We start from the raw sequence: 25,606 nt of genomic DNA on the forward strand, positions 1-25,606 counted from the left end.
CCTCTACTGCGGGGCGAGCCGCTCCGCGAGGCCCGGGTTCCGGTCCAGCCAGGTGCGGACGGCCTGCTGCTCCTTGCCCTTGCCGGTCTCCTGGATGACGGCCTCGAGGCCGGTGAGCTCCTTCTCACTCAGCTTGAAGTTCTTCAGCCAGGCGCCGACCTCGGGGTTGTCGGCGGCGAAGCCCTTGCGGGCGAGGGTGTGGACGCCGTCGCCCTTGCCCCAGCTGCCCCGGGGGTCCTGGAGCTTCTTCAGGTCGTAACCGGAGTAGGCCCAGTGCGGAGACCAGAGGGTGACCACGATCGGCTCCTTCTTGTCGTACGCACGCTTGAGTTCGGCCAGCATGCCGGGCGTCGAGCCGTCGACGACCTTGTACTCGCCCTCGAGGCCGTAGTCCTTGAGGACCTTGTCCTTGAGGATGCCCATCATCCCGGCGCTCGGCTCGATGCCGACGATCCGTCCCTTGAACTGCCCAGCCTTGCCCTTGAGGTCGGCGAGGCTGTTCACGTCCTTCATGTACGAGGGGACGGTGAGTTCGAGGGAGGTGGGGCCGTACCAGGAGCCGAGGTCCTCCAGCTTGTTCCGGTACTTCTCCCAGTACTGGGCGTGCGTGACGGGCAGCCAGGAGTCGGTCTGGAAGTCGATCTGACCGCCGGCGAGTCCGGTGTAGAGGGCTCCGGCCTCCAGCTGCCTGGCGTCGACCTCGTAGCCGCGGCGTTCCAGGAGCTCCTTCCAGAGGAAGGTGGAGGCGATGCCCTCGTCCCAGGGGATGTAGCCGAGGCTGATCTTCTTGCCGTGGCCGGTGTTCGCCTGGCCGGCGGCGGTGGTGGAGGAGCCGCCGCTGCCGCCGAGGAAGCCCATGCCGCCGGCGACGAGCGCGAGGATCACGACGCCGACGAGGGCGGTGACGGGCTGCGGGCGGTGGCCCCAGATCTTCGCTCCGGCGCGGGCGGCCCGCGCGGCGTGGGCCTTGGCGGCGGCGCGCCGGCCCAGCGGGGAGACCTGGCGGCCGAGGGCGCCGGTCATCCGGTCCAGGTACATGGCGAGGATGACGATGGAGATGCCGGCCTCGAAGCCGAGGCCGATGTCGACGTTGCCGATGGCGCGGTAGACGGCGCCGCCGAGTCCGCCGCCGCCGACCATGCCGGCGATGACGACCATGGACAGGCCGAGCATGATCACCTGGTTGACGCCGGCCATGATCGTGGGCAGCGCGAGCGGCAGCTGTACGCGCAGCAGGGTGTTGCGCGGGGTGGTGCCGAAGGCCTCGGCGGCCTCGACGAGTTCGCCGTCGACCTGGCGGATGCCGAGTTCGGTCATGCGCACGCCGGGAGGCAGGGCGAAGACGATGGTGGCGATGATGCCGGGGACGACGCCGACGCCGAAGAAGATGATGCCGGGGATGAGGTAGACCATCGCCGGCATGGTCTGCATGAAGTCCAGGACCGGGCGCAGCACGGCGCTGACGGTCTTGGAGCGGGCCGCCCAGATGCCGAGGGGTACGGCAATGACCAGGGTGACGAGGGTGGCGACGAGCACCAGCGAGAGGGTCGACATGGCGTCGTCCCACAGCTCGATGGAGTCGACGAGGGCGAAGCCCGCGAAGGCGAGCGCACCGGCGGTGAGGCCCCGCAGCCACCAGGCGACGACGGCGAGGATGCCGGCGAAGAGCAGCGGCTGGGGCGCGGACAGGACGGCGTCGATGCCGTCGTAGAGACCGGTGACGACGCTGGTGACGGCGTCGAACAGCCAGGAGAACTGGGCCTGGAGCCAGTCGACGGTGTTGTCGACCCACTGGCCGAGGGGAAGCCTAGGCATGGGCGGTCACCTCCTTCTCGTCGCCGGCGGCCGGTTCGACGGCCGCTCCGGTCGTCAGGGTCGCTCCGGTGGTCAGGGCCGCTCCGGGCGCTCCGCTCGCTCCCTTCGATCCGTTCGCTGCGGCGGGGACGCCGGGGCGGAGGTCGGCGTCGAGGCCGCCCATGACGCCCAGGAGGCGGTCCTGGGCGACGACGCCGAGGACGTGACCGTCGGCGTTCTCGACGGCCACGGGATGCAGGGAGCGGGCGGAGACGGTGCACAGCTCGGCGAGGGGCGTCTCCGGCGCGACGGCCCGGCAGCCGCAGCCGGGCGGGCAGTCGCCGGGCTCGACCGTGCCGTCCGTCATGACGGCGGCGGCGGTGAGCACGCGGGTGCGGTCGACGTCCTGGATGAAGGAGGCCACGTAGTCGTCGGCGGGGCGGACCAGGATGTCCTCGGCGGTGCCGAGCTGGACGATCCGGCCGTCGCGCATGACGGCGACGCGGTCGCCGAGGCGCATGGCCTCGTTGAGGTCGTGGGTGATGAAGACGATCGTCTTCTTCAGCTTCTGCTGCAGGACCAGCAGCTGGTCCTGCATGTCGCGGCGGATCAGCGGGTCGAGCGCGCTGAACGACTCGTCCATGAGCAGCAGGTCGGCGTCGGTGGCGAGCGCGCGGGCGAGGCCGACGCGCTGCTGCATGCCGCCGGACAGCTCGTCGGGCCAGGACTTCTCCCAGCCGGCGAGGCCGCACAGCTCGAGGGCCTCGGTGGCGCGCTTCTCGCGCTCGGCGCGCGGGACGCCCTGGACCTCCAGGCCGTACGCGGCGTTCTCGAGGACGCTGCGGTGCGGGAAGAGGGCGAAGTGCTGGAAGACCATGCTGATCTTCCTGGACCGGACCTCGCGCAGCTCGCGGTCGGAGAGCGCGGTGAGGTCGCGGCCGTCGAAGAGGACCCGGCCGGCGGTGGGGGTCAGCAGGCCGTTGAGCATCCGCAGCAGGGTGGACTTGCCGGATCCGGACAGACCCATGACGACGAAGATCTGGCCGGGTTCGACGGTGAAGGACGCGTCGATCACGGCCGCCGTGGTGCCGTCGGCACGCAGGGCGTCCCGGTCGGCGCCGGATTCGGCGAGTTCGCGGACTGCTTCGTCGGGTCGTCTGCCGAACACCTTGTACAGGTGGTCGGCCTGGAGCCTGGACACATACACCTCACGGGTAGCAACGAAAAACGGCCCACCACCCCCGCAGCAGCCGGGCCGTGGAGCGGGGCGGGATCTGCCCGCGCGCCCGCCACGTACGAGGATTCGTCCGTGGTCCGGATGGCCGTCCGGATCGTTGAATCCCGTACCGGGTCCGCTCCGGGCTCGCGCCTGCCCTGGCCTTTCCGGGAGCAAACGCGAAGGTGACGCGTGTCACGCGTGCGGGGTGGTGTTGTCGGCGGCGTGCGGCATGATCGGGGTGTGACCCGACGCCTGATGCTCCTCGACACCGCCAGCCTCTACTTCCGCGCGTACTTCGGCGTGCCGGACTCGGTCCGGGCACCGGACGGGACGCCGGTCAACGCCGTGCGCGGGCTGCTCGACTTCATCACCCGGCTCGTCCAGGACCACCGGCCGGACGACCTGGTGGCCTGCTGGGACGACGACTGGCGGCCGCAGTGGCGGGTGGACCTGATCCCCTCGTACAAGGCGCACCGGGTGGCCGAGGAGACGCCGGCGGGTCCGGACGTGGAGGAGGTGCCGGACACCCTGTCGCCGCAGGTGCCGGTGATCGTGGAGGTGCTCGACGCGCTGGGCATCGCGCGGGTCGGGGCGGCGGGCTTCGAGGCGGACGACGTGATCGGCACGCTGACGGCCCGGGCGGCCGGCCCGGTGGACATCGTCACGGGCGACCGGGACCTGTTCCAGCTCGTGGACGACGCTCGCGGGGTGCGGGTGTTGTATCCCCGCAAGGGAGTGGGCGACTGCGATCTGGTGGACGAGAAGTTCATCCTCGCGAAGTACGGGGTGCGGGCGGAGCAGTACGCGGACATGGCGGCGCTGCGCGGCGACACCAGCGACGGCCTGCCCGGGGTGAAGGGCATCGGCGAGAAGACGGCGGCGCAGCTGATCACGGAGTACGGGGACCTGGCGGGCGTGCGGGCGGCGGCGGGCGACCGGACCTCGCGGCTGACTCCGGCGAAGCGGCGCGGGATCGTGGAGGCGGCGGAGTACCTGGACGTGGCGCCGACGGTGGTGCGGGTGGCGCGGGACGCGCCGCTGCCGGAGTTCTCGGCGGCGCTGCCGTCGGAGCCGCGGGATCCGGAGGCGCTGGCGGGCCTGGTGGAGCGGTGGGGGCTCGGAGGGGCGGTGGCCCGGCTGCTGCCGGTCCTGGCGCGCTGAGGCCTCGGAGCCCCGGCTGGAGCCGAGCGCTTCCGGGGGCTTCTCGCCGGGCCCCTCCCGGGATGCTAACTTAGGTAAACCTAAGTCATTACCGGGAACGGGAGACCGCCGTGGCAGAACAGCCCGCACGCAAGGCACCGAGGGCACACGAGGCCCAGGTGGTGCGCACGGAGCGGATCACTCCGCACATGGTGCGCCTGGTGCTCGGCGGCCCTGGTCTGGACGCCTTCGAGATCGGCGAGTACACCGACCACTACGTGAAGCTGCTCTTCGCGCCGGAGGGCGTGAGCTACCCGGAGCCGTTCGACATGGAGCGGATCCGGGCGGAGTTCCCGCGCGAGCAGTGGCCGACGACCCGGACCTACACGGTGCGGGCCTGGGACGCCGTGCACCGTGAGCTGACCGTCGACTTCGTGGTGCACGGCGACGAGGGCCTGGCGGGGCCGTGGGCGGCGCGCGCCCAGGCGGGCGACACGATCCGCTTCCTCGGCCCCGGCGGCGGGTACGTGCCGGACGAGGCCGCCGACTGGCACCTGCTGGTCGGCGACGAGAGCGCCCTCCCGGCGATCGCGGTCGCCCTGGAGCGGCTGCCGGCCGGCACGGCGGTGCACGCGTTCCTGGAGGTCTCGGACGCGGCGGAGGAGCAGAAGTTCGCGACGGCGGCCGGGGTGGACGTCACCTGGCTGCACCGCGGCGCCCGCCCGGTGGGCGAGGCGTTGCTGGAGGCGGTGCGCGGCCTGGACTTCCCGGCGGGTGACGTGCACGCCTTCGTCCACGGCGAGGCCGGCTTCGTGAAGGAACTGCGCCGCCACCTCCGCCTCGACCGCGAGGTGCCGCGCGAGCGCCTGTCCATCTCGGGTTACTGGCGCCTGGGCAAGACGGACGAGGCCTGGCGCGCGATCAAGCGCGAGTGGAACGAGCAGGTGGAGCGCGAACAGGAGAACTGACGCGCGCGCCGAGCGCGCCGCAACGCGCGCCGAGCGCGGCACACCCGCCGCGCGCCGTACACCGCGTACGGCACAACGCCGAGCGCACCGCACGCGGCGCACCGCACGCCGGCCGACGGGGTGCTCCCGGTCTCGGGAGCACCCCGTCGGCGTCAGGTCACGGGCATCCCGGGCCCGTGCCGGGGTTGGCGCAGACGTCGGTGCCGGGGCCGCCGTTGTTGCTGTTGGTACCCGGGCCACCGTCGAGGTGGTCGTTGCCGACGTCGCCGAAGAGGGAGTCGTCGCCGGGGCCGCCGGTCACGGTGTCGTCGCCCGGGGAGCCGTGGACGGTGTCGTCACCCGCGCCGCCGTCGATCCGGTCGCGGCCGGGACCGCCGCTGATCGAGTCCGCTCCGGGGCCGCCGCAGATCAGGTCGTCGCCGCCGAGGCCGCTGATGGTGTCGTTGCCGCCGTGGGCGAGGATGACGTCCCGCGCGGGCGTGCCGGTGAGCTGGTCGTCGCCCTGGGTGCCGGTGAGGGTGGGCTGTTCGCCGAAGCAGGTGACCGCGTCGACGGTGGTGGTCTCCGTCGCGGTGTCGTTGGCCGGGGCCGGGTCGGAGACGGCGCCGGCCACGCCCGCCGTGTCGACGACGACGTCCTCGGTGGTGGCCGTCGCGGTGATGGTCCGCGCGGCGCTCGCTCCGGCGGTGAGGGTGCCGACGGCGCAGGTGACGACGTCCGGGGTGGTGCCGGCGGCGGTGCAACCGGGCGACGCGGAGACGAACTGCAGTCCGGCCGGGAGGGTGTCCTGGAGGACGACTCCCTCGGCCGTCTGGGGGCCGTTGTTCGTCGCGGTGAGCGTGTACGTGACGTTCTGCCCCTCCACGACGGGGTCCGAGCCGGTGTCGGACTTCGCGACGGCCAGATCGGCGTCGGTCAGCCGGAGGTGCCCGACGAAGCCGGCGGCCTCGGCGAACCAGATGTCGTCGTCCGGGCCCTTGGTGATGCCCCAGGGGGCGGACTCCGAAGAGGGCAGCGGGAACTCGGCGATGACGCCGGACGTGCTGATCCGCCCGATCTTCCCGTTGTTGAGCTCGGTGAACCACAGGCTGTCGTCCGGCCCGGCGGTGATGTCCTGGGGCTGGGGCGCGAGTTCGCTCGGCGGCAGGTCGAACTGGGTGATCGCGCCGGACGGCGTGATCCGGCCGATCCGGTTGCCGCCGAACACGGTGAACCACAGGTTCCCGTCGGGTCCGGTGGTGATGTCGGCCGGACCGCCGCCGCCGGGGACCGGGAACTCGGTGACGGTGCCGGACGGCGTCATGCGGCCGATGCGGTCGGCGCCGATCTCGGTGAACCACAGGTTGCCGTCAGGCCCGGTGGTGATGGAGGACGGCTGGCCGGAGCCGGTGGGCAGCGGGAACTCGGTGAGGGCGCCGGTGGTGGTGATGCGGGCGATCCGGCCGGCGTTCTGCTCGGTGAACCACACGGCCCCGTCCGGACCCGCGGTGATGCCGGTGGGTTCGACGAACTGCTCGGGCAGCGGGTACTCGGTGACCGTGCCGTTCATGTCGATCTTCCCGACCCGGGAGTCCCAGTGCTGCATGGTGAACCAGACGTTCCCGTCCGGACCGGTGGTGATGTCGTGCGGGGTGCTGGCCTCGAGGGGCAGGGGGTACTCGGCGATGAGCGTGCCCGTCGGGCTGATGCGGCCGATCTTGTTGCCGACCGCCTCGGTGAACCACAGATTGCCGTCAGGCCCGGCAGTGATGCCGACTGGGGTACTGGGGTTGGTCACGGGGTACTCGTCGATGCCCACGGCGGCCCGGGCCTGGGGGGCACCGGCGGCCAGAGGGAGGACGGCGGCCAGCAGGGCACCGGTGAGCAGCGCCGCGAAACCGCGCCGTCGGCTCGGTCTCGGCCGCGGGGGCGTCCCCGGCTCCGGTGCGTCGAGGGGCGTGGGAGGCATGGGCGAGTTCCCTTCGGTCGTGTCGGAACGCGCCCGTCGTACCAGAGCCCGATCGTTTCTGCGGATGCGCCGGCACCTGCGCGCGCCGGGCCCCCGCCCACAATTCACCCGACCGGAGCCGCACTCTGTCCGAACGGGCGGATCCCGCCTGATCGACGAGCCATCCGCTAGCGCTCGATGCCGAAGACGCGGCGCGAGGCCTCGATGTGGGCGAGGCGGCGGAGGGCCGCGAAGACCGCGTCGCCGATGACCGTGCCGACCACCACGCTCTCGACGAGTTCCTCGCGGGCGACGTTCTTGGCCACGTAGTCGACGTCCACCCGGGCCACGCGTTCCGCCGCGTCCGCGTACTCCTCGAGGACCGCTTCGGCGAATCCGCCGTGGCCGACGTTCTCCAGGGCGGCGATGGCGACCGCGAGGGCCTCTCCGGCCGGGGCGTCGCGGTGGGAGAGCCAGCCCCGGCGGGCGATCAGGTCGGCGACCGTGGCGCGGGCGGCCACGAGGGCGTCGCCCGGCTCGTCGCCCGCGCCTTCGTAGCGCGGCACCACGTTGTCGGCGGCGGCGCCGAGCATGTCGTGCAACGGGCGGTCCGGGTCGTCGACCGCGGCGACGACCTCGCGGACGGCGGCGACGGACAGCCCCCCGACGTCGATCATGGCCCGGATCAGGCGCAGCCGCCGGACGTGCGACTCCTCGTACGAGGCCTGGTTCGGACTCGTGAGCTGCCCGGCGGGCAGCAGTCCTTCCCGTACGTAGTACTTGATCGTCGCCACGGACACCCCGGTCCTCCGGCTCAACTCTCCGATTCGCACCGCGTGTTCACCTTTCCGGTCGCGCTATGGCCTTGCCGACCCGACCCCCATCATAGATAGTGGGACTATCAGATAGCGGCGAGTGTCACTATCCATTCCATCCCACGGGGGGATTCTCATGTCCTCGACCTCATCGGCACCGCAGCTGCGGCTCCGCACCCTGCACCGACCCCTGGTCTGGTTCACGGGCTCGATGGTCCTGCTCGCCCTGGTCTCGGCCGGCGGACTCCTGCTGGACGACCGGGTGCTGGTCGGCGCGCCCATCTGGGCCAAGCCGTTCAAGTTCTCGGTCTCGTTCGTGGCCTACGCGCTGACGCTCGCCTGGATGCTCTCCCTGCTGCCCGGGACCCGCGCCCGGCGGGTCGGCTGGTGGGCCGGGACCGTGCTCGCGGCGGCCAGCGCCGTCGAGATGGTCCTCATCACCGGCCAGGTGGTGCGCGGCAGGCAGAGCCACTTCAACGCCGGAACGCCCTTCGACGCGGCGGTCTTCCAGCTCATGGGCCTGACGGTCGTCGTCCTCTGGCTGGCCGCACTCGTGATCGCCGTCCTGCTTCTGCGCGCCCGCATCCTGGACCGCGCCACGGCGTGGGCCGTACGCCTCTCCTCGCTCATCGCCCTCGCCGGCGCCGCGGTCGGCTTCCTCATGGTCCGGCCGACGCCGGAGCAGCTCGCCCAGGAGGACCCGCCGGTCACCGGCGCGCACAGCGTGGGCGTGCCCGACGGCGGCCCCGGCGTCCCGCTCATCGGCTGGTCCACCACCGGTGGCGACCTGCGCGTCGCCCACTTCTTCGGGATGCACGCGCTCCAGCTGGTCCCGCTGCTCCTGCTGCTCCTCGCCGCCCTTGCGCCGCGCTTCGCCCGGCTCGCCGACGACCGGGTCCGGCTCCGGCTGACGCTCGTCGCCTCGGGCGCGTACGCCGGCACCTTCGTGCTGGTCACCTGGCAGGCCCTGCGCGGCCAGCCGCTGCTCTCCCCCGACGCCCTCACCCTCGCCGCGGCCGGCACCCTCGCCGTCCTCACCGCCGTGGCCACCGCGCTGGCGCTCCGCATCCCTCAGACCTCCGTATCGGCCGACCGTCAGGAGCTCGCCGCATGACCGGCTTCCTCTTCGAACTCACCTTCTTCCTCGCGGCGCCCGTCTGGCTGCTGATGATCTTCGCGCCGGGCCGAAGCGTCACGGACCGGGTGGCCGCCTCGCCCCTGACCGTCCTCCCGGTCCTCGCGCTCTACCTGGTCCTCGTGGCCCCGGTCCTGCCGGAGCTCTGGACGGCGGTCAGCAGCCCGGACATCGACGCCTTCCGCGACCTCACCGTGCTCGCCAACGGGGCGAGTGCGGTCTGGGCCCAGATCATCGCCTGGGACCTGCTCCTCGGCCAGTGGATCTACCGCGAGGGCCGCCGCCTCGGCCTCTCGCCCTTCCTCATGGGCCCGCTCCTCGTCCTCACGATCCTCCTCTCCCCCTTCGCCCTCCTCCTCTTCCTCCCGATCCGGGCGGCCCGCCGGTCCCGCACGGGACACCCCGACCGCTCCACCTCCGACCCCAACGCCCAGGCCGCCCGCCTGTAGCCTCGCCGCATGCGAGACGAGGACCGGGCCTTCGGCGCCGTACTGGGATCCGCCGTCGGGGACGCCCTCGGGGCACCCTTCGAGTTCGGGCTTCCCGGCGTGTTCCGGGAACGCTTCCCCGACGGCACCGGCGAGATGTGCGGGGGCGGTGGCTGGGACCCCGGGGAAGCCACGGACGACACGCAGATGGCCGTGCTCGTCGGGGAGTCGCTCCTCGAACGCGGCGGACTCGATCTGCCGGACATGTTCGACCGCTTCCGCCGCTGGGCAGCCGCCGAGCCCAAGGACATCGGCCTGCAGACGGAGGCCGTGCTCCTCGGCGGCGACACCTGGGACATCGCCGCAGCCCTGCACTTCCAGCTCAACGGCCGTGCTGCCGGCAACGGTTCGCTGATGCGCGCCGCCACATCGGCCGTCCGCTTCGCCTCCGCCGGCCGCGCCGCCACCATGGACGCGGCCCGGCGGATCGCCGCCCTCACCCACGGGGACGCCGCCGCCTGGGAGGGCACGGCGGTACTCCACGAGCTGGTCCGCGTCGCCCTCCTCGGCGAGGACCCGCTCGCGGCCGTACCCGACGTGCTCGGCGACGTCGCCGAAGCCCACCGGGACCGGTGGGCGACCGTCCTCGCCCCCGACTGGCGGCCCGAGGACGCCACCGAGTTCAACGGCGCCGTCTGGCCCTGCCTCGGCTCCGCCCTGTGGGCCCTGCGCACCACCACCTCGTTCGAGCAGGCCCTCGCCGCCGCCGTCGACCTCGGCGGCGACACGGACACCGTCGCCGCCGTCACCGGCATGCTCGCCGGCGCGATGTACGGACCGGACGCCGTCCCGCCCCGCTGGGCCGAAGCCCTGCACGTACCCCTGCCGGGCTTCGGCGACCGCGTCCTGCGCGCCGACGACCTGCGCGCCCTGGCGCGAGCCCTGGCCCGCCAGGGCTCCTAGCCAGCTCGTTCACCAGGCCTGATGCAGGGCCGACACCTCCCCAGCCACGTCCGGCCCCGATCCACCGGACACGCCCCAAGCCCCGCCCGGCCCAGGGCCGCCGACCGCTCCCTCCGCCCCGCCCGGCCCCGAATCCGCGCTCTCAGGCCCCTTCGGGCCCGCCCCGGCGTGACCGCACCGTCGCCAGCACGTCCCGGTCCGGCTGGAGGGTGAGGCCCGGCACCGGGCGGACGTCCTCGGCGGTGACGTCCAGCCGGAAGCGGCGGGCCAGGACGGCCAGGATCAGGACCGCCTCCACCATGGCGAAACGCGTGCCGAGGCAGACGCGGGGCCCGCCGCCGAAGGGATACCAGGCGTACTCCGGTATCTCCTCCGCCTCCTCGCCCTCCCTCGGTGTCAGCCAGCGCTCGGGGCGGAACTCCAGCGGGTCCCGGTACCAGCGGGCGTCGCGGTGGGTGGCCCACTGGCTGCTCCAGACCCGGGTGCCGGGCGGAACCGGGGCGCCGCCGAGCATGGCGCCCTCCTTCGCTATGCCGGTGAGCAGCCAGATCGTCGGGTAGAGCCGCAGGGTCTCCTTCACCACGGCCTGGGCGTAGGCGAGTTCGGCGTAGTCGTCGAAGCCCGGGTCGCGGTCACCGAGCACCCGGTCGAGCTCCGCGCCCAGGGCCTCGGCCACGCGCGGGTTGCGGGAGAGGAGATACCAGGCCCAGACGAGGGTGGAGCTGGTGGTCTCGTGCCCGCCGATGTAGAGCGTGACGGTCTCGTCGCGGATCTCCCGGTCGGAGAGGTGGGCGCCGGTCTCGTCCTGCGCGGCGAGCAGCCGGCTGAGCAGGTCGGGGCGCTCGGTGTCGCCGTCGCGGTGGCGGGCGACGACCCGGGCGACCTCGGCGTCGATGACGGCGGTCGCCCGCTTGATGCGGGCCCGGCCGGGAATGGGCAGCCAGTCGGGCAGTACCGCCCCGATGCCGCTGAACTCGGCGCCGATCTCCTTCTGGGCGACGTCCATGGCACGGCCGATCGCCTCGGCGTCGGCGGCGGTGTCGACGCCGAAGATGGTGCGGACCGCGATCAGCTGGGTGAGAGCGGCCATCTCCTTCTTGATGTCGACCCGCTGGCCGTCGGTCCAGCGCCCGGCGAGGTCGACCGCGCACTCGGCCATCGTCGCGGCGTAGGACTTGACCTGACGGGGCCGCACCGAGGGCTGCACGAGGGAGCGCTTGCGACGCCAGTCGGCGCCCTTGGAGACGACGACACCCTCACCGAGCAGGGTGCGGAAGGCGATGCCCAGGTCGGGCTGGTCGAAGGTCCGCTCGACCTCGGTGAGGAGTTCGCCGATGGCCTCGGGATGGGCGATGAACAGGGAGTTGGTGCGGCCGAAGCGCCAGCGGACGAAGTCCCCGCGCTCCCGCAGCCGTTCGAAGAAGGCCAGGGGGTCCTTGCCGAACTCCGGCAGGTTCCCGAGGAAAGGGACGCCCCGGGGGCCCGGGACGGTCTTCCGTCCGTCCGCGGTCGCGCCGGCGACGGCGGACGGACCGGCGTGCGTGGTCAAGTGCGGTTCCCCCCTGCGGAATTGCTCCACGATCTCGTTCGGCTGTACGAGTTCATGGAAGCGGAAGGAACCGACACTCCGCCACCCCTGTGGAAAACCCTTGTCAGTTCACCGTCACACCCACCGCCGCGCCCGCCGGAACGCCCGCCGCCACGCCACGGTCAGCTCCTCTCCGCTCAGCCGACCGAGCTGTAGGCGACGACTCCCCTGAGCAGCGAATCCACGGCCTTGCGTGCGTTCTTGGCGACCGTGCTGTTCTCCTTCGGAGCGGCCGCCGCGATCTGCCCGAGCACGTCGATGACCTGCTTGCACCAGCGCACGAAGTCGCCCGCGGGCATCTCGGCCTCGCGCAGCACCTCGTCGAGCCCCTTGTCGGAAGCCCACTGGTAGGCGGCCCAGGCGAAGCCCAGGTCGGGCTCGCGCTGGCCGACGCCCTCCGTCTGGTGGAGCCTGAACTCCTCCTCCAGCGCGTCGAGCCGGCCCCAGATCCGCACCATCTCGCCGAGTGCGGCCTTGGCCTTCCCGGTCGGCAGCTTCGGCGCGACGGCGTCGTCGGACTGCCGGGCCTCGAAGACGAGCGCGGAGACGCACGCGGCCAGCTCGGCCGGGTTGAGCCCCTCCCACACGCCTTCGCGCAGGCACTCGCTGGCGAGCAGGTCGAGTTCGCCGTAGAGCCGGGCGAGCCGCTTGCCGTTGTCGGTGACCTCGTCACCGCGCAGGTAATCGAGCTCGGTGAGAAGCGCGACGATCCGGTCGAAGGTGCGGGCGATCGTGTTGGTGCGGCCCTCGATCCGCCGCTCCAGCTGCTTGGTGTCGCGCTGCAGCCGGTAGTACCGCTCCGCCCAGCGGGCGTGGTCCTCGCGCTCGTCGCAGCCGTGGCAGGGATGGGCCCGGATCTCAGTGCGCAGCCGCGCGATCTCGCGGTCGTCGGCGGCGGCCGAGCGCTGCTTGCGGTGCCGCTCCGGGTTGATGTGCCCGGCCTTGCTGCGCAGCGCGGAGGCGAGGTCGCGGCGGGACTGCGGGGAGCGCGGGTTGAAGGAACGCGGGATGCGCATCCGCTCCAGCGGTTCGACCGGCACCGGGAAGTCGATGGAGGCGAGCCGCTTGACCTGCCGCTCGGCGGTCAGGACCAGCGGACGCGGCCCGTCGTGGTGCTCGAAGCCGCGGTGCCCGTTGGTACGGCCCGCGGGGACGCCCGGGTCGAGGACGAGCGCGAGGCCGGCGAACTTGCCCGTCGGCACGTGGATGACGTCGCCTGGCTTGAGCCGCTCCAGGGACGCGGCGGCCTGGGCGCGGCGCTGCGCGGCGCCCTGCCGGGCCAGCTCGGTCTCGCGGTCCTTGAGCTCGCGGCGGAGCCGCGCGTATTCCTCGAAGTCGCCGAGGTGGCAGGTCATGCCCTCGCGGTAGCCCGTCAGGCCCTCCTCGTTCCGCTGGACCTGCCGGGAGATCCCGACGACCGATCGGTCGGCCTGGAACTGGGCGAAGGAGGTCTCGAGGAGTTCGCGCGAGCGGTGCCGACCGAACTGGTCGACCAGGTTGACCGCCATGTTGTACGAGGGCTTGAAGCTGGAGCGCAGCGGATACGTCCGCGTGCCGGCGAGTCCGGCCAGGTGGCCGGGGTCCATGCCGCGCTGCCACAGCACGACCGCGTGGCCCTCGACGTCGATGCCACGGCGTCCGGCCCGGCCGGTGAGCTGGGTGTACTCACCGGGCGTGATGTCTGCGTGCTGTTCGCCGTTCCACTTGACGAGCTTCTCCAGGACCACGGAGCGGGCCGGCATGTTGATGCCGAGCGCGAGGGTCTCGGTGGCGAAGACGGCCTTGACGAGGCCGCGGACGAACAGCTCCTCGACGACCTCCTTGAAGGTGGGGAGCATGCCGGCGTGGTGGGCGGCGATGCCTCGCTCCAGGGCCTCCAGCCACTCGTAGTAGCCGAGGACGTGCAGGTCCTCGGTGGGGATGGCGGCGGTGCGCTCCTCCACGATCTCGCGGACGCGGGCGCGGCCCTCGTCGTCGTTGAGCCGGAGTCCCGCGTAGAGACACTGCTGGACGGCGGACTCGCAGCCGGCGCGGCTGAAGATGAAGGTGATCGCGGGCAGCAGGCCCTCGGCGTCGAGCCGCTCGATGACCTCGGGCCGGCCGGGCGTCCAGATGCGGGAGCGCTGACGGCGCTCGCGCTCGCGGTCGGCCTCGCGGACCATCTTGCCGCGGCGCCGGTCGCGCGGGTTGTACGTGCGCGAGTTCTCGGTGCGGGCCAGGCGCAGCAGGTCGGGGTTGACCTCGCGGCGGGAGGCGCCGCGGCCGCCGTGGTCGGTCTCCTCCTCGAAGAGGTCGTACATCCGGCGGCCGGCCAGGACGTGCTGCCACAGCGGCACGGGGCGGCTCTCGGAGACGATCACCTCGGTGTCGCCGCGGACGGTGTCGAGCCAGTCGCCGAACTCCTCGGCGTTCGACACGGTCGCGGAGAGTGACACCAGGGTCACCGATTCGGGGAGGTGGATGATCACTTCCTCCCAGACGGCGCCGCGGAAGCGGTCCGAGAGGTAGTGGACCTCGTCCATGACGACGTAGCCGAGGCCGGACAGTGCCTGCGACCCCGCGTAGAGCATGTTGCGGAGGACCTCGGTGGTCATGACGACGATCGGGGCGTCACCGTTGACACTGTTGTCACCGGTGAGCAGGCCGACCTTCCCGTGCCCGTACCGCTTCACGAGGTCGGCGTACTTCTGGTTGGACAGCGCCTTGATGGGCGTGGTGTAGAAGCACTTGCGGCCCTGCCGGAGGGCGAGGTGGACGGCGAACTCGCCGACGATGGTCTTGCCGGAGCCCGTGGGTGCGGCGACGAGCACGCCCTTGCCCGCTTCGAGAGCCTGGCATGCCTCGATCTGGAACGGGTCGAGACCGAAGTCGTACATCTCGCGGAAGGGAGCCAGCGCGGTGGCCTGCTCCGCGTTGCGGGCGCGGGCAGCTGCGTACGCTTCGGCTGGTGTGAGGTCCTCTGTCATCTTGTTGTCGAGCCTACCCGCCCCCTCTGACAGTGACGCGATCTTTATCGAGGCACTGCGGGAGGGGGCGGGAACGCGCAGGTCCCCCCGGACGGCGTCCGGGGGGACCTGGCGGAGCACGTGACGGGTCAGGTGATGTCGTCGTACCCGTTCAGCCGGTGCGACCTGGCGCCTTCCGACTCCCCGGTGGCCTGCTCGGGCAGGGCCCGGGCGGCGCTGACGGCCTCGACCTCGCCGACGGCCTCGGGCGTCAGGTCGAGCCGCGAGGCCTCGTCGTCGCCGAGCTCGGCGTCGGGGTTGTTGCGGCTGCGCCGCTTGTCGTTGAGGAGCGAGAAGCCGACCGCCGCCAGGTAGAGGAGGGTGATCGGGCCGGCCAGGGCGAGCATGCCGACGGGGTCGGTCGTCGGCGTGATGACGGCGCCGAAGACGAAGACACCCATGATCACGCCGCGCCACCAGCGGGCCATGCGCCTGCCGCTGAGCACTCCGGTGAGGTTCAGCATCACCAGGACGAGCGGGAGCTCGAAGGCGAGGCCGAACACCAGCACCATGCGCAGGGTGAAGTCGAGGACGTCGGCCAGCGAGAGGATGTTGGCGGAGCCCTCGGGCGTGAGGCTGATGAGCACCTTCACGCTGATGGGAAGGATGAGGTACGCGAGGTAGGCGCCGGCCGAGAAGAGCGGGACCGCGGCGCCGACGAAGGCGTACGTGTACTTCTTCTCGTGCTTGTGCAGTCCGGGCGCGATGAAGGCCCAGAGCTGGTACAGCCAGACCGGGCTCGCGACGACGAGGCCGGTCACGAGGCTGACCTGGATGGTCGTGCTGAAGGGGGCGATCAGCGTGTTGAAGGAGACGACGGCGCAGTTACCGCCGTCGCCCATCGTCCCCTCGGGACACTTGGGTACCGACTTCGTCAGGAACACCATCAGGTCCTCGCTGTACACGAGGGCGACGACGGTCACCGCCGCGATGGCCAGCAGGCCCTTCGCGAGGCGGTTGCGAAGTTCACGCAGGTGCTCCACGAGGGGCATCCGGCCCTCGGGATCCTTCTCCTGCTTGCGGGCAGACTTGAGCAACCCACGTCCTCATCTCGTGCGGCGGCCGCCGCCCCCGGCGGCGGCCGCGGCGGACCGGGTCAGCGCTTGGTGGTGTCGGTGGGCTCGGTCACGGGACGCGAGCTGGTCACGTCGCCGGGCGCGGCCTGGATGGTGCGCGGCGCGGCCTGGTCCTGGGGCGCGGGGTGCGGCGGGTCGGCGGGGGCGCTCTGCTGGTCGTCGCTCTTCATCGCCTTGGCCTCGCTCTTGAGGATGCGGGCGGACTTGCCCAGCGAACGCGCCATGTCCGGGAGCTTCTTGGCGCCGAACAGCAGGATGATCACGACGAGGATCAGAATGATCTCGGTGGGGCCGAGCCTACCCATAGCTGTTTACCTTCTTCACCGAGGCGACATTGGAGTGCGTGCCCGGCCGGTCGGACATGCGTCCGGCCACCGCGCTGCTAGCGATCGTAACCCGCAGGAGTAAACGGGCGGCAATGCCCTTGCATACTCCGGATTGCGTACCGCACGTGGGCGCGGGCGGCCGTCCGCGCAGCGTGCGGGGCGAATTCAGCGCAGGGTCTCGCCCGTTCGCGCCAGTCCGACGGCCGCCTTCTCGAGGTCCTCGGCGGCCTGCTGGATGCGCTGTGTGGTGCGGGCCACTTGACGGCCGAGGCGCTGGGCCTCCAGGAACACCTTGATGCCGAGGACGCCGAGGACGGCGATGCCGAGGAAGCCGAGGGCGATGGCGAGCATGGGCCAGAACATGTGCCGAGCCTAGACCTTGCCGGCGGCCGGGCCGCGGCCGGAGTGGCCGGTGGCCGGTGCGGCCGGTGGCCGGGCCGGTGGCTGGTGCGGCCGGGCCGCGGCCGGTGCCGGCTGGTGTGGCCGGGCGCGGCGGCCCGTCAGCCGGTGGTGTGCAGGCGCAGGGTGTTCACGCCACCGCCGGTGAGGAGCTCGACGATCCGCTCACCGGCCGGTTTGCGGACCGCGCTGCCGCACTCGGGGCAGGTGAAGGAGTAGAAGGTGGTGCGGCGGCTCGCGCCGATGGCGAGCCGCAGGGCGCCCGCGGAAAGCTCGAAGCGGGCGCGGCAGTCGGGGCAGGCGGCCTTGAAGGTGACCGGGGCGACCGGCGCCGTAAGGGCGGACATCGCGGACATTTCCCTCAACTCTCCCCACTGCGGTACGGGTACGGTCCCACTGGGAACAGCGTCCGGTCCCCCCGGAACGTCACGTTCCCCCTGCTGTTCAGCCCTCGTACGCCGCCAGTGCCGCCACGGCGGCCTCCCGGGCGCTGTCCGCGAGCTCCTGCGGGGCGACGATCCGCCCGTCGCTGCCGAGCCGCAGCGCCAGCCGGCGCAGCGAGGCCGGTGACGGGGTGCGCAGCGTGATCCGCAGGCCGCCGTCGGGCAGCTCGTCGGCCCGGTCGTGCGGGTAGTACTCGGCGACCCAGCGGCCGCCGGGCCCGACCTCCACCACGACCTCGGGGTCCTCGGCGGACGGCTGCACCAGCCCCTCCGACAGGTCCCGCAGCTCGATCTCCGGCGGCGCGGCGTGGTCGTCCAGGATCCTGATCTCGGCGACCCGGTCGAGCCGGAAGGTGCGGCGCGCCTCGGAGAGCCGGCACCACGCCTCCATGTACGTGTGGCCGACGGCGAAGAGGCGGATCGGGTCCACCTCGCGCTCGGTCAGCTCGTCACGCGCGGGCGAGTAGTAGCGCAGCCACAGCCGGCGCCGCTCGGAGATGGCCCGGTCGACCTCGGCGAAGACCCCGCCCTCGGACTCGAAGGTCACCGAGAGCCGGGAGCTCGCCCCGGCCGCCTCGCCGGCCGCCGCCTCCAGCTTCGCGGTGGCCCGCAGCAGCGCCTCGCGGTCGCCCTCGCGCAGCCCGGGCAGAGTCGCCACCGCGCGCGCCGCCACGAGCAGGGCGGTGGCCTCGTCGGCGGCGAGCCGCAGCGGGGCGGCGACGTCGTCGGGGTTGTGCCACCAGATCCGGTCGCCGTCGGTGTCGATGTCGAGGAGGTCGCCGCCCCGGAAGCTGGTGCCGCACATCGGCAGCACGTCGAGGTCCGAGATCAGCTCGTCCTCGGTGATCCCGAAGGCTCGGGCGACGTCGGCGACGTGCGCACCCGGGCGCTCCCGGAGATAGGTGACGAGGGAGAGCATGCGCCTCGTCTGGTCGATGGCGTTGGCGGCCATGGTCGTTCCTTCCCCCTCAGCCCTTGGCGACGGCGCGCAGCCGCTCCACCACGTCGGCCCGCAGGTCCGCGGGCTCCAGGACGACCACGTCCGGCCCGAACTCCACGAGCCAGGCGTCGAGGCCGTGCCCGTACGGGATCTCCAGCTCGTCCCAGCCGTCCGCGCCCTCGGTCACGGACAGCGCGCGGGCCCGCAGCGGGTAGCCGCAGCCGGCCCGCAGCCGGATCCGGGCGGAGCGCGTGGCGGTCTCGCCCGCCCAGCTCTCGACCGTCTCGCGGACGGTGACGACGTCGGGCACGGGCGCGGTGAAGGCGCCCGCCCGGGAGCGCACCTTGCCGGTGATGCGGGAGAGCCGGAAGACCCGCTCGGCGCCGCGGTCCCGGTCCCAGCCCGCGAGGTACCAGTGGCCGCGCCAGCACTCCAGGGTCCACGGCTCGACGTGCCGGGTCTCGGGGCGGGCGGCGGTGGCCTTGCGGTAGTCAAAGACGACCGGCCGGCGGTCGCGGCAGGCCAGCATCAGCGGCTCGAAGGCGGCCTCGTGCACCGGGATGCGCGGTTCCAGGGCGCTGTGCTGGGAGTCGTACGAGTCCTCCGCCTCCGGCATCCCGGCGGCGCGCAGCTTCTGCAGGGCACCGCTCGCGGCCCCGGCGAGCCGGGCCTGCTGCCAGACCTTGGCGGCGAGGCCGAGGGCCGCGGCCTCCTCGGCGTCGAGGGTGATCGGAGGCAGCCGGTTGGAGTCGCGGCGGGCGAGGTAGCCGGTCTCGCCGTCGAGGTTCTCGACGGTCTCGATGACCAGGCCCAGCTCGCGCAGGTCGTCCTTGTCGCGTTCGAACATCCGGTTGAAGGCGTCGTCACCGGCCGCGGGGCCGTTGCCCGGCCCGAAGGCCGCGCGGTTTCCCGGCCCGAAGGCCTCTACGTACGCCTCGATGGAGCCGCGGAGCTCCCGCTTGCTCAGCGGACGGCGGGTTCCGAGCAGGCACAGCGCAAGATTCATCAGCCGCTCGGCCTTGGCAATCGCCATCGACGCCCCGCACCCTCTTCTGCCGGATTGACTTCTCGGACGTCCGACCGTACCGCCCCGGGGTGTCCGGACAAAAGCCGGGCCGGGACGGGGCAGGGGCCGGGAGCCCCCGCCGGACACGCCTGAGGGCCCCCGCCGGGGAGGCGGGGGCCCTCAGGGCCGTACGAAGGGGCCGGATCAGCCCTTCTTCACGTCCACGAGGTCGCAGACGAAGATCAGCGTGTCGCCGGGGCCGATCTTGGCGCCGGCGCCGCGGTCACCGTAGGCCAGGTGCGCGGGGATGGTCAGCTGGCGGCGGCCGCCGACCTTCATGCCCTGGACGCCCCGGTCCCAGCCCTGGATGACCATGCCGACACCGAGCTGGAACTGGAGCGGGTTACCGCGGTTCCAGGAGGCGTCGAACTCCTCGCCCGACTCGAACAGCACACCCACGTAGTGGACGTCGACCGTGTCGCCGGCCTCGGCGACCGGACCGTCGCCCTCCCAGATGTCCTTGATCTCCAGGTCGGCCGGCGGCTCGCCGACCGGGAAGTCGACCTCGGGCTTCTCGATGTTCACTGCAGTGCGCTCCTCAGACAAACTACGAACCGCACAGACGATGATCTGTGCGACCTGGACAGTCTTACACCTTCGCCAGGATGTCGACGGCGAAGACGAGCGTGGAGTTCTTCGGGATGCCCTGCTGCTCCTTGTCGCCGAAGGCCTCGGACGGCGGGGCGACGATCAGGACGCGGCTGCCGACCTTCTTGCCGACGAGGCCGTCCTTGAGGCCCTTCAGGGTCAGCTGGGCGAGCGGGAAGTTGGCGGGCTTGCCCTGCGTGTACGTCGAGTCGAAGACCTTGCCGTCCTTCCACAGGGCGGCGACGTAGTTCACGACGACCGTGTCGGTGGCGGCGACGGTCTCGCCCTTGGCCTCGAGGACGTAGTTGGAGACCAGCTTGGTCGGCGGGTCGACCTTGGGCACGGTCAGGGACGGCTGCTTGCCGTCGGTGTTGGTGCCGACCTTGGGCAGGTCCTTGTTGTCCTGGGCCACCTCGGTGCCACTGGCGGACTTCGGGATGGTGACGGCCTTCAGGATGTCGACCACGAACACCAGGGTCGCGTTGCCCTTGATGTCGCCCTGGCCCTGGGCGCCGTAACCGAGCTCCGGCGGGATGCCGATCTCGATGCGGCTGCCGACCTTCTGGCCCTCCAGGCCCTTCTCCCAGCCCTGGATGACCTGGCCCTCGCCGAGGGTCAGCGAGAAGGGCTGCTTCCGGTCGAAGCTGTTGTCGAAGGGGGTGGTCTCGTCCCACTCCTGACCCAGGTAGTTCACCGAGAGCGCGTCGCCCTTCTTGGTGACCGCGCCGTCGCCCTCGCTGATGACGTTGACCTTGAGGGCCTTCGGCGGGTCGCCCACGCCCTTGGAGAGGGTCGGCTTCTCCCCGAACTTCTCCCCCGCGGTGATGGCGGGAAGCCCGTTCTTCATCGAACCGGAATCGGAGCCCTTGTCGTCGCTGCCGCATGCCGCTGTGGTGAGCAGCAGAAGCGGGACGACGAGCAGGCCGGCAAGTCGGCGCACTAGTTCCTCAGATCTCAGACGGCACAGTAGTTGTCCGGACACTCTAGGGGACCGCTCTGTGATGCCGTCGGCCCCGCACGTGAAACGTGCGGGGCCGATGTGCGACCGCCTGCGGAGCTGTGCCGGTCCTACATTCCGGCGATCAGCTTTTCCACCCGGTCGTCGACCGAGCGGAACGGGTCCTTGCACAACACGGTGCGCTGCGCCTGGTCGTTGAGCTTGAGGTGGACCCAGTCGACGGTGAAGTCCCGGCGCTGCTCCTGGGCGCGTCGGATGAAGTCGCCGCGGAGCCGGGCCCGGGTGGTCTGCGGGGGCACCGACTTGCCCTCGAAGATCTTCACGTCGTTGCAGACCCGCGCCGCCTGGCCGTTCTTCTGGAGCAGGTAGTACAGGCCGCGGCGGCGGTGGATGTCGTGGTACGCGAGGTCTATCTGGGCGACCCGCGGGTGCGACATGGTCATGTTGTGCTTCGCCCGGTACCGCTCCAGGAGCTTGTACTTCATGACCCAGTCGATCTCGGTCTCGATGCGGTCGAGCTGCTCCTGCTCGATGGCGTCGAGCGTACGGCCCCACAGTTCGAGGACCTGGGCGACGGTGCCGCTGCGGATGCCGCGGCGGTCGACGAAGTCGGCGGCCTTCTCGTAGTACTCCCGCTGGACCTCCAGGGCGGAGGCCTCGCGGCCGCTGGCGAGGCGGACCTTGCGCTGGCCGGTGATGTCGTGGCTGACCTCGCGGATGGCCCGGATCGGGTTCTCCAGCGTGAGGTCGCGCATCACGGTGCCCGCCTCGATCATGCGCAGCACGAGGTCGGTGGCGCCGACCTTCAGCAGCATGGTCGTCTCGGACATGTTGGAGTCGCCGACGATGACGTGGAGCCGGCGGTAGCGCTCGGCGTCCGCGTGCGGCTCGTCGCGGGTGTTGATGATGGGACGCGAGCGCGTGGTGGCGGAGCTGACGCCCTCCCAGATGTGCTCGGCACGCTGGGACACGCAGTACACGGCGCCGCGCGGGGTCTGCAGCACCTTTCCCGCACCGCAGATGAGCTGGCGGGTGACGAGGAACGGAATGAGGATGTCCGCGAGCCGGGAGAACTCCCCGTGGCGGGCCACCAGATAGTTCTCGTGGCAACCGTAGGAGTTTCCGGCGGAGTCGGTGTTGTTCTTGAAGAGATAGACGTCGCCCGCGATTCCCTCCTCGTGCAGGCGGCGTTCCGCGTCGACGAGCAGTCCTTCGAGAATGCGCTCGCCCGCCTTGTCGTGGGTGACCAGTTCGACCACGTTGTCGCATTCGGGAGTTGCGTATTCCGGATGCGAACCCACGTCCAGGTACAGGCGGGCGCCGTTCCGCAGGAAGACATTGCTGCTGCGGCCCCATGACACGACACGGCGGAAGAGGTAGCGCGCCACTTCGTCAGGAGACAGTCGGCGCTGTCCCCTGAACGTGCACGTGACGCCGTACTCGTTCTCCAGCCCGAAAATGCGGCGGTCCATGTCTGAACATTACGCCTGAAGACCTGAGCTGAAACCGGGTTCGACGGCCCCGTTTCGATCATTTTCCGATGAGTGCGCGTTCTTTTCGGTCGCTCCGGCCCCGGCCCCGTCGCCCGCCGCGCCCCCGCTCACGGCGTGTCGCGCCTCCGCGGGCGGCCCGAGCACACGGCCGGTGGCGAGGAGGACGAGGAAGGCGACGAGCCCGCCGGCGCCGGCCACGGCGAAACCGGCCGGGGTCCCGGCGAGTTCGACGGCCGGCCCGGAGACCGCCGAGCCCAGCGCGGCGCCCACGCCGAAGGTGGTGACGAGCCACGAGAAGGCCTCCGTCACCGTCCCCCGCGGCGCGTGGCGGTCGACCACGATGAAGGCGCAGGCGATGGCGGGCGCGAGGAAGACCCCGGAGAGGGCGGCGAGCGCGGTCATGGCGGCCGGCCCGGGCACCAGCAGCAGCGGCAGGTAGCCGAGCGCCAGCAGCAGCACCAGGACCCGCAGCCTGCGCTCGGGCGCACCGGCCCACTGGCGGGCGCCGTAGGCCACGCCGCCGACGAGAGCGCCGAGGCCGAGGGCGGCCATCAGCCAGCCGTACACCGCCTCGTTGCCGCGGTCGTCCGCGTAGGCGACGGCGGCGACGGTGATGGAGCCGAGGGCAAGACCGACGAAGAAGAACGAGGCCAGCAGCGCGAGGAGGCCCGGCGAGCGGAGCGCGCCCAGCCAGTGCGCCTCGCGGGGCGCCGAGCGCCAGGCGCGGGAGGGCTTGGAGACGACGACCGACAGGGCGCCCAGGACGCCGAGCAGATTGATGACGAGGAGCGCGGAGGCGGGCGACCAGAGCGAGACCAGCAGGGTCAGCAGCAGCGGCCCGACGGTGAACATGACCTCCTGGGCCACCGCGTCCAGCGCGTACGCCCGGTGGACCCGGTCCTCGCGGCCCAGGACGCTCGGCCACAGGGCCCGCAGCCCGCCTTCGAGCGGCGGGGTGAAGAGCCCGGCGACCAGGACGGCGGCGTAGGCGAGGAACAGGTTCCCGATGCCGGTGACGGCCAGGGCCGCCATGCCGAGCGCGGAGACGACGGCGGCGGGGAGCTGGACGCGGGGCTGGCCCTTCAGGTCGACGGCGCGGCCCAGGAGCGGCTGTCCGACGGCCGTGGCGAGGCCGTAGGCGGCGATGAGGCCGCCGGCCAGGCTGTAGCTGCCGCCCTCGGCGCGGGTGAAGACGGTGATGGCGACCGGGCCGGTGCCGTTGGGCAGCCGGCCGACCAGGGTGCCGGTCAGCAGGCGCGCGGCGTGCGGGGCGCGCAGGATGTCCAGATAGCCGCTGCCCGCCCTGGCCTCGGTGGCCATGATCGCTCCCCTCCCGGGGCATCCGCCCGAGGTTTTACGTATAACGTCCTGGGTCATACGTACCATGTCGGCAGCACGGCGGTCCACCCCGCGTACCGCACCCGTTCCCGACCCGGAGGCTCCAGTGCACACGCCGGAACAGCCCGCCGCCACTCGGCCGACCAGCCGGGACGTCGCCCGGGCGGCCGGAGTCTCCCAGGCCACCGTCTCCCTCGTCCTCGGCGGCAAATGGCGCGGCCGGGTCTCGGAACGCACCGCCGAGTCGGTCCGCGCCGCCGCCCAGGCGCTCGCCTACCGGCCCAACCTCGCCGCCCGCAGCCTGCGCCTCGGCCGCACCCGCACCGCCCTCCTCGTCGTCCCCGCGCTCACGAACGAGTTCTTCGCGCACGTCTACACCGGCGCCGCCGCCGAGGCCGCCCGGCACGGCTTCGGCGTCGTCCTGTACCCCTCCCCCGACGGCGTCGGCCCCGCCAAGGACCCCTTCGCCTCCGCACCGGCCTCCCTGGACGGCGTCATCGCCTCCTCCATGGCCACCGACGCCCTCAAGGCCTTCCAGGGCACCGAACTGCCCCTCGTCATGCTCGACAGCGACCCCGCCGACCGCACCGCCGCCGCACACGTCAACCTCGACGTCGCCGACGGCATGCGCCGGGTCACCGGCCACCTGCTCGGCCTCGGCCATCGCCGCTTCCTGCACCTGGCGTCCGCCGTCCCGTCCTGGACCTTCGACGTACGCGCCGCCGCCCTCGCCGAGGCCCTGCGCGGAACGGAGGTCCGCACGGCACGAGCAGCGCTCCACGTCCGCGCCGCACACGAGGCCGCCTACCAGGCGCTCGCCGCCCCCGGCCCCAGGCCCACCGCGGTGATCTGCGACGACGACATCCTCGCCGCAGGCGTCTGCAAGGCTGCCCGCCGACTCGGGCTGCGCGTCCCCGAGGACCTCTCCGTCACAGGCTTCGACGACATGGCCCTCGCCACCGCGGTCGAGCCGGAACTCACCACGGTCCGGCTGCCCGCCGAGGAATTCGGCCAGAGGGGCATGGAAGCGCTCCTCGCCGTCCTCGCCGGCGAGCGGCCCGACCCGGCGGAGCTGCCCGCCGAACTCGTCGTACGGGGCTCCTCGGGCCCGGCCCCAGCCGTCTAGGCCCCGCCCACGACGAGAGCGCCCACGACGAGGGCCCCGGAACCGTACGCGTACGGTTCCGGGGCCCTGCGCTTCTGGCCGTGCGGCCTACTCCTCCACGGCCTCGTCCGACGGGTCGTCCGTCTTCGCCACGGCCGCGTCGTCCGCCTCGAGCAGCCGCTTCAGCTGCCGGCCGACGATCCGCTTGAACTTGCGCTGCTGCGGACGCGTGCGGTCCAGGACCGCCACCTCGAGCCGCTCCGCGGGGATCTCCCGCTCACTGCCGTTGGTGTCCCGGGACAGCGCCTGCACGGCCAGCTTCAGCGCCTCGGCGAGGGACATGCCGTCGCGGTGCCGCTGGTCCAGGAAGGAACTGATCTGCTCCGCGTTGCCACCCACCGCGACCGAGCCGTGCTCGTCCACGATCGACCCGTCGTGCGGCAGCCGGTAGATCTGGTCGCCCTCCGGCTCCGCGCCCACCTCGGCGACGACCAGCTCCACCTCGTACGGCTTCTCGCCCGCGCTGGAGAAGATCGTGCCCAGCGTCTGGGCGTACACGTTGGCCAGACCACGGGCCGTGACGTCGTCACGGTCGTAGGTGTAACCCCGCAGGTCGGCGTAGCGCACGCCGCCGATCCGCAGGTTCTCGTACTCGTTGTACTTGCCGGCCGCGGCGAAGCCGATCCGGTCGTAGATCTCGCTGAACTTGTGCAGCGCGCGGGACGGGTTCTCGCCGACGAAGACGATGCCGTCGGCGTACTGGAGGACGACGAGGCTACGGCCGCGGGCGATGCCCTTGCGGGCGTACTCGGCCCGGTCGGCCATGGCCTGCTGAGGTGAGACATAGAACGGCGTGGACACCGGCTACCGTCCCTTTCTTCTGGGCTTCTAC

At 72.1% G+C, this 25,606-nt stretch carries 23 protein-coding genes; 6 read left to right on the forward strand and 17 right to left on the reverse strand.

Annotated features, from left to right (window positions below; all coding sequences use genetic code 11):
- Positions 1-3: 3 nt before the first annotated feature.
- Together ACFWJO_RS10820 and ACFWJO_RS10825 are read right to left on the reverse strand one after the other, a co-directional pair.
- A complete protein-coding gene (locus ACFWJO_RS10820) occupies positions 4-1,815 on the reverse strand; it encodes an ABC transporter permease/substrate binding protein (protein WP_386864376.1) in 1,812 nt (603 codons plus the stop codon).
- A complete protein-coding gene (locus ACFWJO_RS10825; protein WP_386864377.1) occupies positions 1,808-2,995 on the reverse strand; it encodes a glycine betaine/L-proline ABC transporter ATP-binding protein in 1,188 nt (395 codons plus the stop codon). Before ACFWJO_RS10825 ends, ACFWJO_RS10820 begins: the two co-directional genes overlap by 8 nt.
- Positions 2,996-3,268: 273 nt before the next feature.
- Between ACFWJO_RS10825 and ACFWJO_RS10830 the strand changes: the two genes are divergently transcribed.
- Complete coding sequence (locus ACFWJO_RS10830; protein WP_385694328.1) at positions 3,269-4,174, forward strand: 5'-3' exonuclease H3TH domain-containing protein; 906 nt, start codon at positions 3,269-3,271, stop codon at positions 4,172-4,174.
- 110 nt (positions 4,175-4,284) lie between these two features.
- A complete protein-coding gene (locus tag ACFWJO_RS10835) occupies positions 4,285-5,121 on the forward strand; it encodes a siderophore-interacting protein (protein ID WP_386864378.1) in 837 nt (278 codons plus the stop codon).
- Positions 5,122-5,278: 157 nt separating this feature from the next.
- Here the strand turns inward: ACFWJO_RS10835 and ACFWJO_RS10840 are convergent, their stop codons facing one another.
- Positions 5,279-7,069: a hypothetical protein gene (locus tag ACFWJO_RS10840; RefSeq protein ID WP_386864379.1), complete on the reverse strand. Its 1,791-nt coding sequence runs from the start codon at positions 7,067-7,069 to the stop codon at positions 5,279-5,281.
- 167 nt (positions 7,070-7,236) lie between these two features.
- Complete coding sequence (locus tag ACFWJO_RS10845) at positions 7,237-7,881, reverse strand: MerR family transcriptional regulator (RefSeq protein WP_386864380.1); 645 nt, start codon at positions 7,879-7,881, stop codon at positions 7,237-7,239.
- Positions 7,882-8,074: 193 nt separating this feature from the next.
- Between ACFWJO_RS10845 and ACFWJO_RS10850 the strand changes: the two genes are divergently transcribed.
- The 3 genes from ACFWJO_RS10850 to ACFWJO_RS10860 are packed head-to-tail and all read left to right on the forward strand — an operon-like array spanning position 8,075 to position 10,389.
- Positions 8,075-8,977, forward strand: coding sequence for a hypothetical protein (locus tag ACFWJO_RS10850; protein ID WP_386864515.1), 903 nt, complete (start codon positions 8,075-8,077; stop codon positions 8,975-8,977).
- On the forward strand, positions 8,974-9,447 hold the full coding sequence (locus tag ACFWJO_RS10855) for an ABA4-like family protein (RefSeq protein ID WP_386864381.1): 474 nt from the start codon (positions 8,974-8,976) through the stop codon (positions 9,445-9,447). Before ACFWJO_RS10850 ends, ACFWJO_RS10855 begins: the two co-directional genes overlap by 4 nt.
- Before the next feature lie 9 nt (positions 9,448-9,456).
- Positions 9,457-10,389 (forward strand): ADP-ribosylglycohydrolase family protein, encoded by a 933-nt coding sequence (locus tag ACFWJO_RS10860; RefSeq protein ID WP_386864382.1) that lies wholly within the window; start codon positions 9,457-9,459, stop codon positions 10,387-10,389.
- Positions 10,390-10,531: 142 nt separating this feature from the next.
- Here the strand turns inward: ACFWJO_RS10860 and ACFWJO_RS10865 are convergent, their stop codons facing one another.
- The 12 genes from ACFWJO_RS10865 to ACFWJO_RS10920 form a co-directional block, all read right to left on the reverse strand.
- On the reverse strand, positions 10,532-11,938 hold the full coding sequence (locus ACFWJO_RS10865; RefSeq protein WP_386864383.1) for a cytochrome P450: 1,407 nt from the start codon (positions 11,936-11,938) through the stop codon (positions 10,532-10,534).
- A gap of 176 nt (positions 11,939-12,114) precedes the next feature.
- A complete protein-coding gene (locus tag ACFWJO_RS10870) occupies positions 12,115-14,943 on the reverse strand; it encodes a DEAD/DEAH box helicase (RefSeq protein WP_386864384.1) in 2,829 nt (942 codons plus the stop codon).
- 128 nt (positions 14,944-15,071) lie between these two features.
- Positions 15,072-15,974, reverse strand: a complete 903-nt coding sequence (gene tatC / locus ACFWJO_RS10875) for a twin-arginine translocase subunit TatC (RefSeq protein WP_386864516.1) — start codon at positions 15,972-15,974, stop codon at positions 15,072-15,074.
- Positions 15,975-16,078: 104 nt separating this feature from the next.
- Positions 16,079-16,363 carry a Sec-independent protein translocase subunit TatA gene (gene tatA / locus ACFWJO_RS10880; protein ID WP_384414608.1) on the reverse strand — a complete coding sequence of 95 codons (285 nt, stop codon included), beginning with the start codon at positions 16,361-16,363 and terminating at the stop codon, positions 16,079-16,081.
- A 186-nt stretch (positions 16,364-16,549) separates the two neighbouring features.
- The gene (locus ACFWJO_RS10885) at positions 16,550-16,747 is read right to left on the reverse strand and encodes a hypothetical protein (protein ID WP_384414606.1); all 198 of its coding nucleotides are present in this window, start codon (positions 16,745-16,747) and stop codon (positions 16,550-16,552) included.
- Between the two features lie 137 nt (positions 16,748-16,884).
- Positions 16,885-17,130: a hypothetical protein gene (locus ACFWJO_RS10890; RefSeq protein WP_386864385.1), complete on the reverse strand. Its 246-nt coding sequence runs from the start codon at positions 17,128-17,130 to the stop codon at positions 16,885-16,887.
- Positions 17,131-17,227: 97 nt separating this feature from the next.
- Positions 17,228-18,178: a helix-turn-helix transcriptional regulator gene (locus tag ACFWJO_RS10895; RefSeq protein WP_384414599.1), complete on the reverse strand. Its 951-nt coding sequence runs from the start codon at positions 18,176-18,178 to the stop codon at positions 17,228-17,230.
- Between the two features lie 16 nt (positions 18,179-18,194).
- Positions 18,195-19,199, reverse strand: coding sequence for a helix-turn-helix transcriptional regulator (locus ACFWJO_RS10900; RefSeq protein WP_386864386.1), 1,005 nt, complete (start codon positions 19,197-19,199; stop codon positions 18,195-18,197).
- A 177-nt stretch (positions 19,200-19,376) separates the two neighbouring features.
- Positions 19,377-19,757: an FKBP-type peptidyl-prolyl cis-trans isomerase gene (locus ACFWJO_RS10905; protein ID WP_386864387.1), complete on the reverse strand. Its 381-nt coding sequence runs from the start codon at positions 19,755-19,757 to the stop codon at positions 19,377-19,379.
- 64 nt (positions 19,758-19,821) lie between these two features.
- Entirely contained in the window at positions 19,822-20,760 is a 939-nt protein-coding gene (locus ACFWJO_RS10910; RefSeq protein WP_386864388.1) for an FKBP-type peptidyl-prolyl cis-trans isomerase, read from the reverse strand.
- Between the two features lie 128 nt (positions 20,761-20,888).
- On the reverse strand, positions 20,889-22,250 hold the full coding sequence (pafA, locus tag ACFWJO_RS10915; RefSeq protein ID WP_384414588.1) for a Pup--protein ligase: 1,362 nt from the start codon (positions 22,248-22,250) through the stop codon (positions 20,889-20,891).
- A gap of 9 nt (positions 22,251-22,259) precedes the next feature.
- On the reverse strand, positions 22,260-23,591 hold the full coding sequence (locus ACFWJO_RS10920; RefSeq protein WP_386864389.1) for an MFS transporter: 1,332 nt from the start codon (positions 23,589-23,591) through the stop codon (positions 22,260-22,262).
- A gap of 124 nt (positions 23,592-23,715) precedes the next feature.
- On the opposite strand from ACFWJO_RS10920, the gene ACFWJO_RS10925 reads away from it, so the two are divergent.
- Positions 23,716-24,735 carry a LacI family DNA-binding transcriptional regulator gene (locus ACFWJO_RS10925; protein WP_386864390.1) on the forward strand — a complete coding sequence of 340 codons (1,020 nt, stop codon included), beginning with the start codon at positions 23,716-23,718 and terminating at the stop codon, positions 24,733-24,735.
- A gap of 87 nt (positions 24,736-24,822) precedes the next feature.
- Here ACFWJO_RS10925 and prcA read toward each other — a convergent pair whose 3' ends face one another.
- Positions 24,823-25,575, reverse strand: a complete 753-nt coding sequence (gene prcA, locus ACFWJO_RS10930; RefSeq protein WP_386864391.1) for a proteasome subunit alpha — start codon at positions 25,573-25,575, stop codon at positions 24,823-24,825.
- Positions 25,576-25,606: the final 31 nt, after the last annotated feature.

Source organism: Streptomyces sp. NPDC127092 (genome assembly GCF_042722475.1).
GTDB lineage: Bacteria > Actinomycetota > Actinomycetes > Streptomycetales > Streptomycetaceae > Streptomyces.

Excerpts from the sequence above, each read along its gene's own strand:
- ACFWJO_RS10820 (WP_386864376.1), bottom strand. The coding sequence starts at position 1,815 with ATGCCTAGGCTTCCCCTCGGCCAGTGGGTCGACAACACCGTCGACTGG.
- ACFWJO_RS10830 (WP_385694328.1), top strand. The coding sequence starts at position 3,269 with ATGCTCCTCGACACCGCCAGCCTCTACTTCCGCGCGTACTTCGGCGTG.
- ACFWJO_RS10840 (WP_386864379.1), bottom strand. The coding sequence starts at position 7,069 with ATGCCTCCCACGCCCCTCGACGCACCGGAGCCGGGGACGCCCCCGCGG.
- ACFWJO_RS10850 (WP_386864515.1), top strand. The coding sequence starts at position 8,075 with ATGGTCCTGCTCGCCCTGGTCTCGGCCGGCGGACTCCTGCTGGACGAC.
- ACFWJO_RS10855 (WP_386864381.1), top strand. The coding sequence starts at position 8,974 with ATGACCGGCTTCCTCTTCGAACTCACCTTCTTCCTCGCGGCGCCCGTC.
- ACFWJO_RS10860 (WP_386864382.1), top strand. The coding sequence starts at position 9,457 with ATGCGAGACGAGGACCGGGCCTTCGGCGCCGTACTGGGATCCGCCGTC.
- ACFWJO_RS10870 (WP_386864384.1), bottom strand. The coding sequence starts at position 14,943 with ATGACAGAGGACCTCACACCAGCCGAAGCGTACGCAGCTGCCCGCGCC.
- tatC (WP_386864516.1), bottom strand. The coding sequence starts at position 15,974 with ATGCCCCTCGTGGAGCACCTGCGTGAACTTCGCAACCGCCTCGCGAAG.
- tatA (WP_384414608.1), bottom strand. The coding sequence starts at position 16,363 with ATGGGTAGGCTCGGCCCCACCGAGATCATTCTGATCCTCGTCGTGATC.
- ACFWJO_RS10885 (WP_384414606.1), bottom strand. The coding sequence starts at position 16,747 with ATGTTCTGGCCCATGCTCGCCATCGCCCTCGGCTTCCTCGGCATCGCC.
- ACFWJO_RS10890 (WP_386864385.1), bottom strand. The coding sequence starts at position 17,130 with ATGTCCGCCCTTACGGCGCCGGTCGCCCCGGTCACCTTCAAGGCCGCC.
- ACFWJO_RS10895 (WP_384414599.1), bottom strand. The coding sequence starts at position 18,178 with ATGGCCGCCAACGCCATCGACCAGACGAGGCGCATGCTCTCCCTCGTC.
- ACFWJO_RS10900 (WP_386864386.1), bottom strand. The coding sequence starts at position 19,199 with ATGGCGATTGCCAAGGCCGAGCGGCTGATGAATCTTGCGCTGTGCCTG.
- pafA (WP_384414588.1), bottom strand. The coding sequence starts at position 22,250 with ATGGACCGCCGCATTTTCGGGCTGGAGAACGAGTACGGCGTCACGTGC.
- ACFWJO_RS10920 (WP_386864389.1), bottom strand. The coding sequence starts at position 23,591 with ATGGCCACCGAGGCCAGGGCGGGCAGCGGCTATCTGGACATCCTGCGC.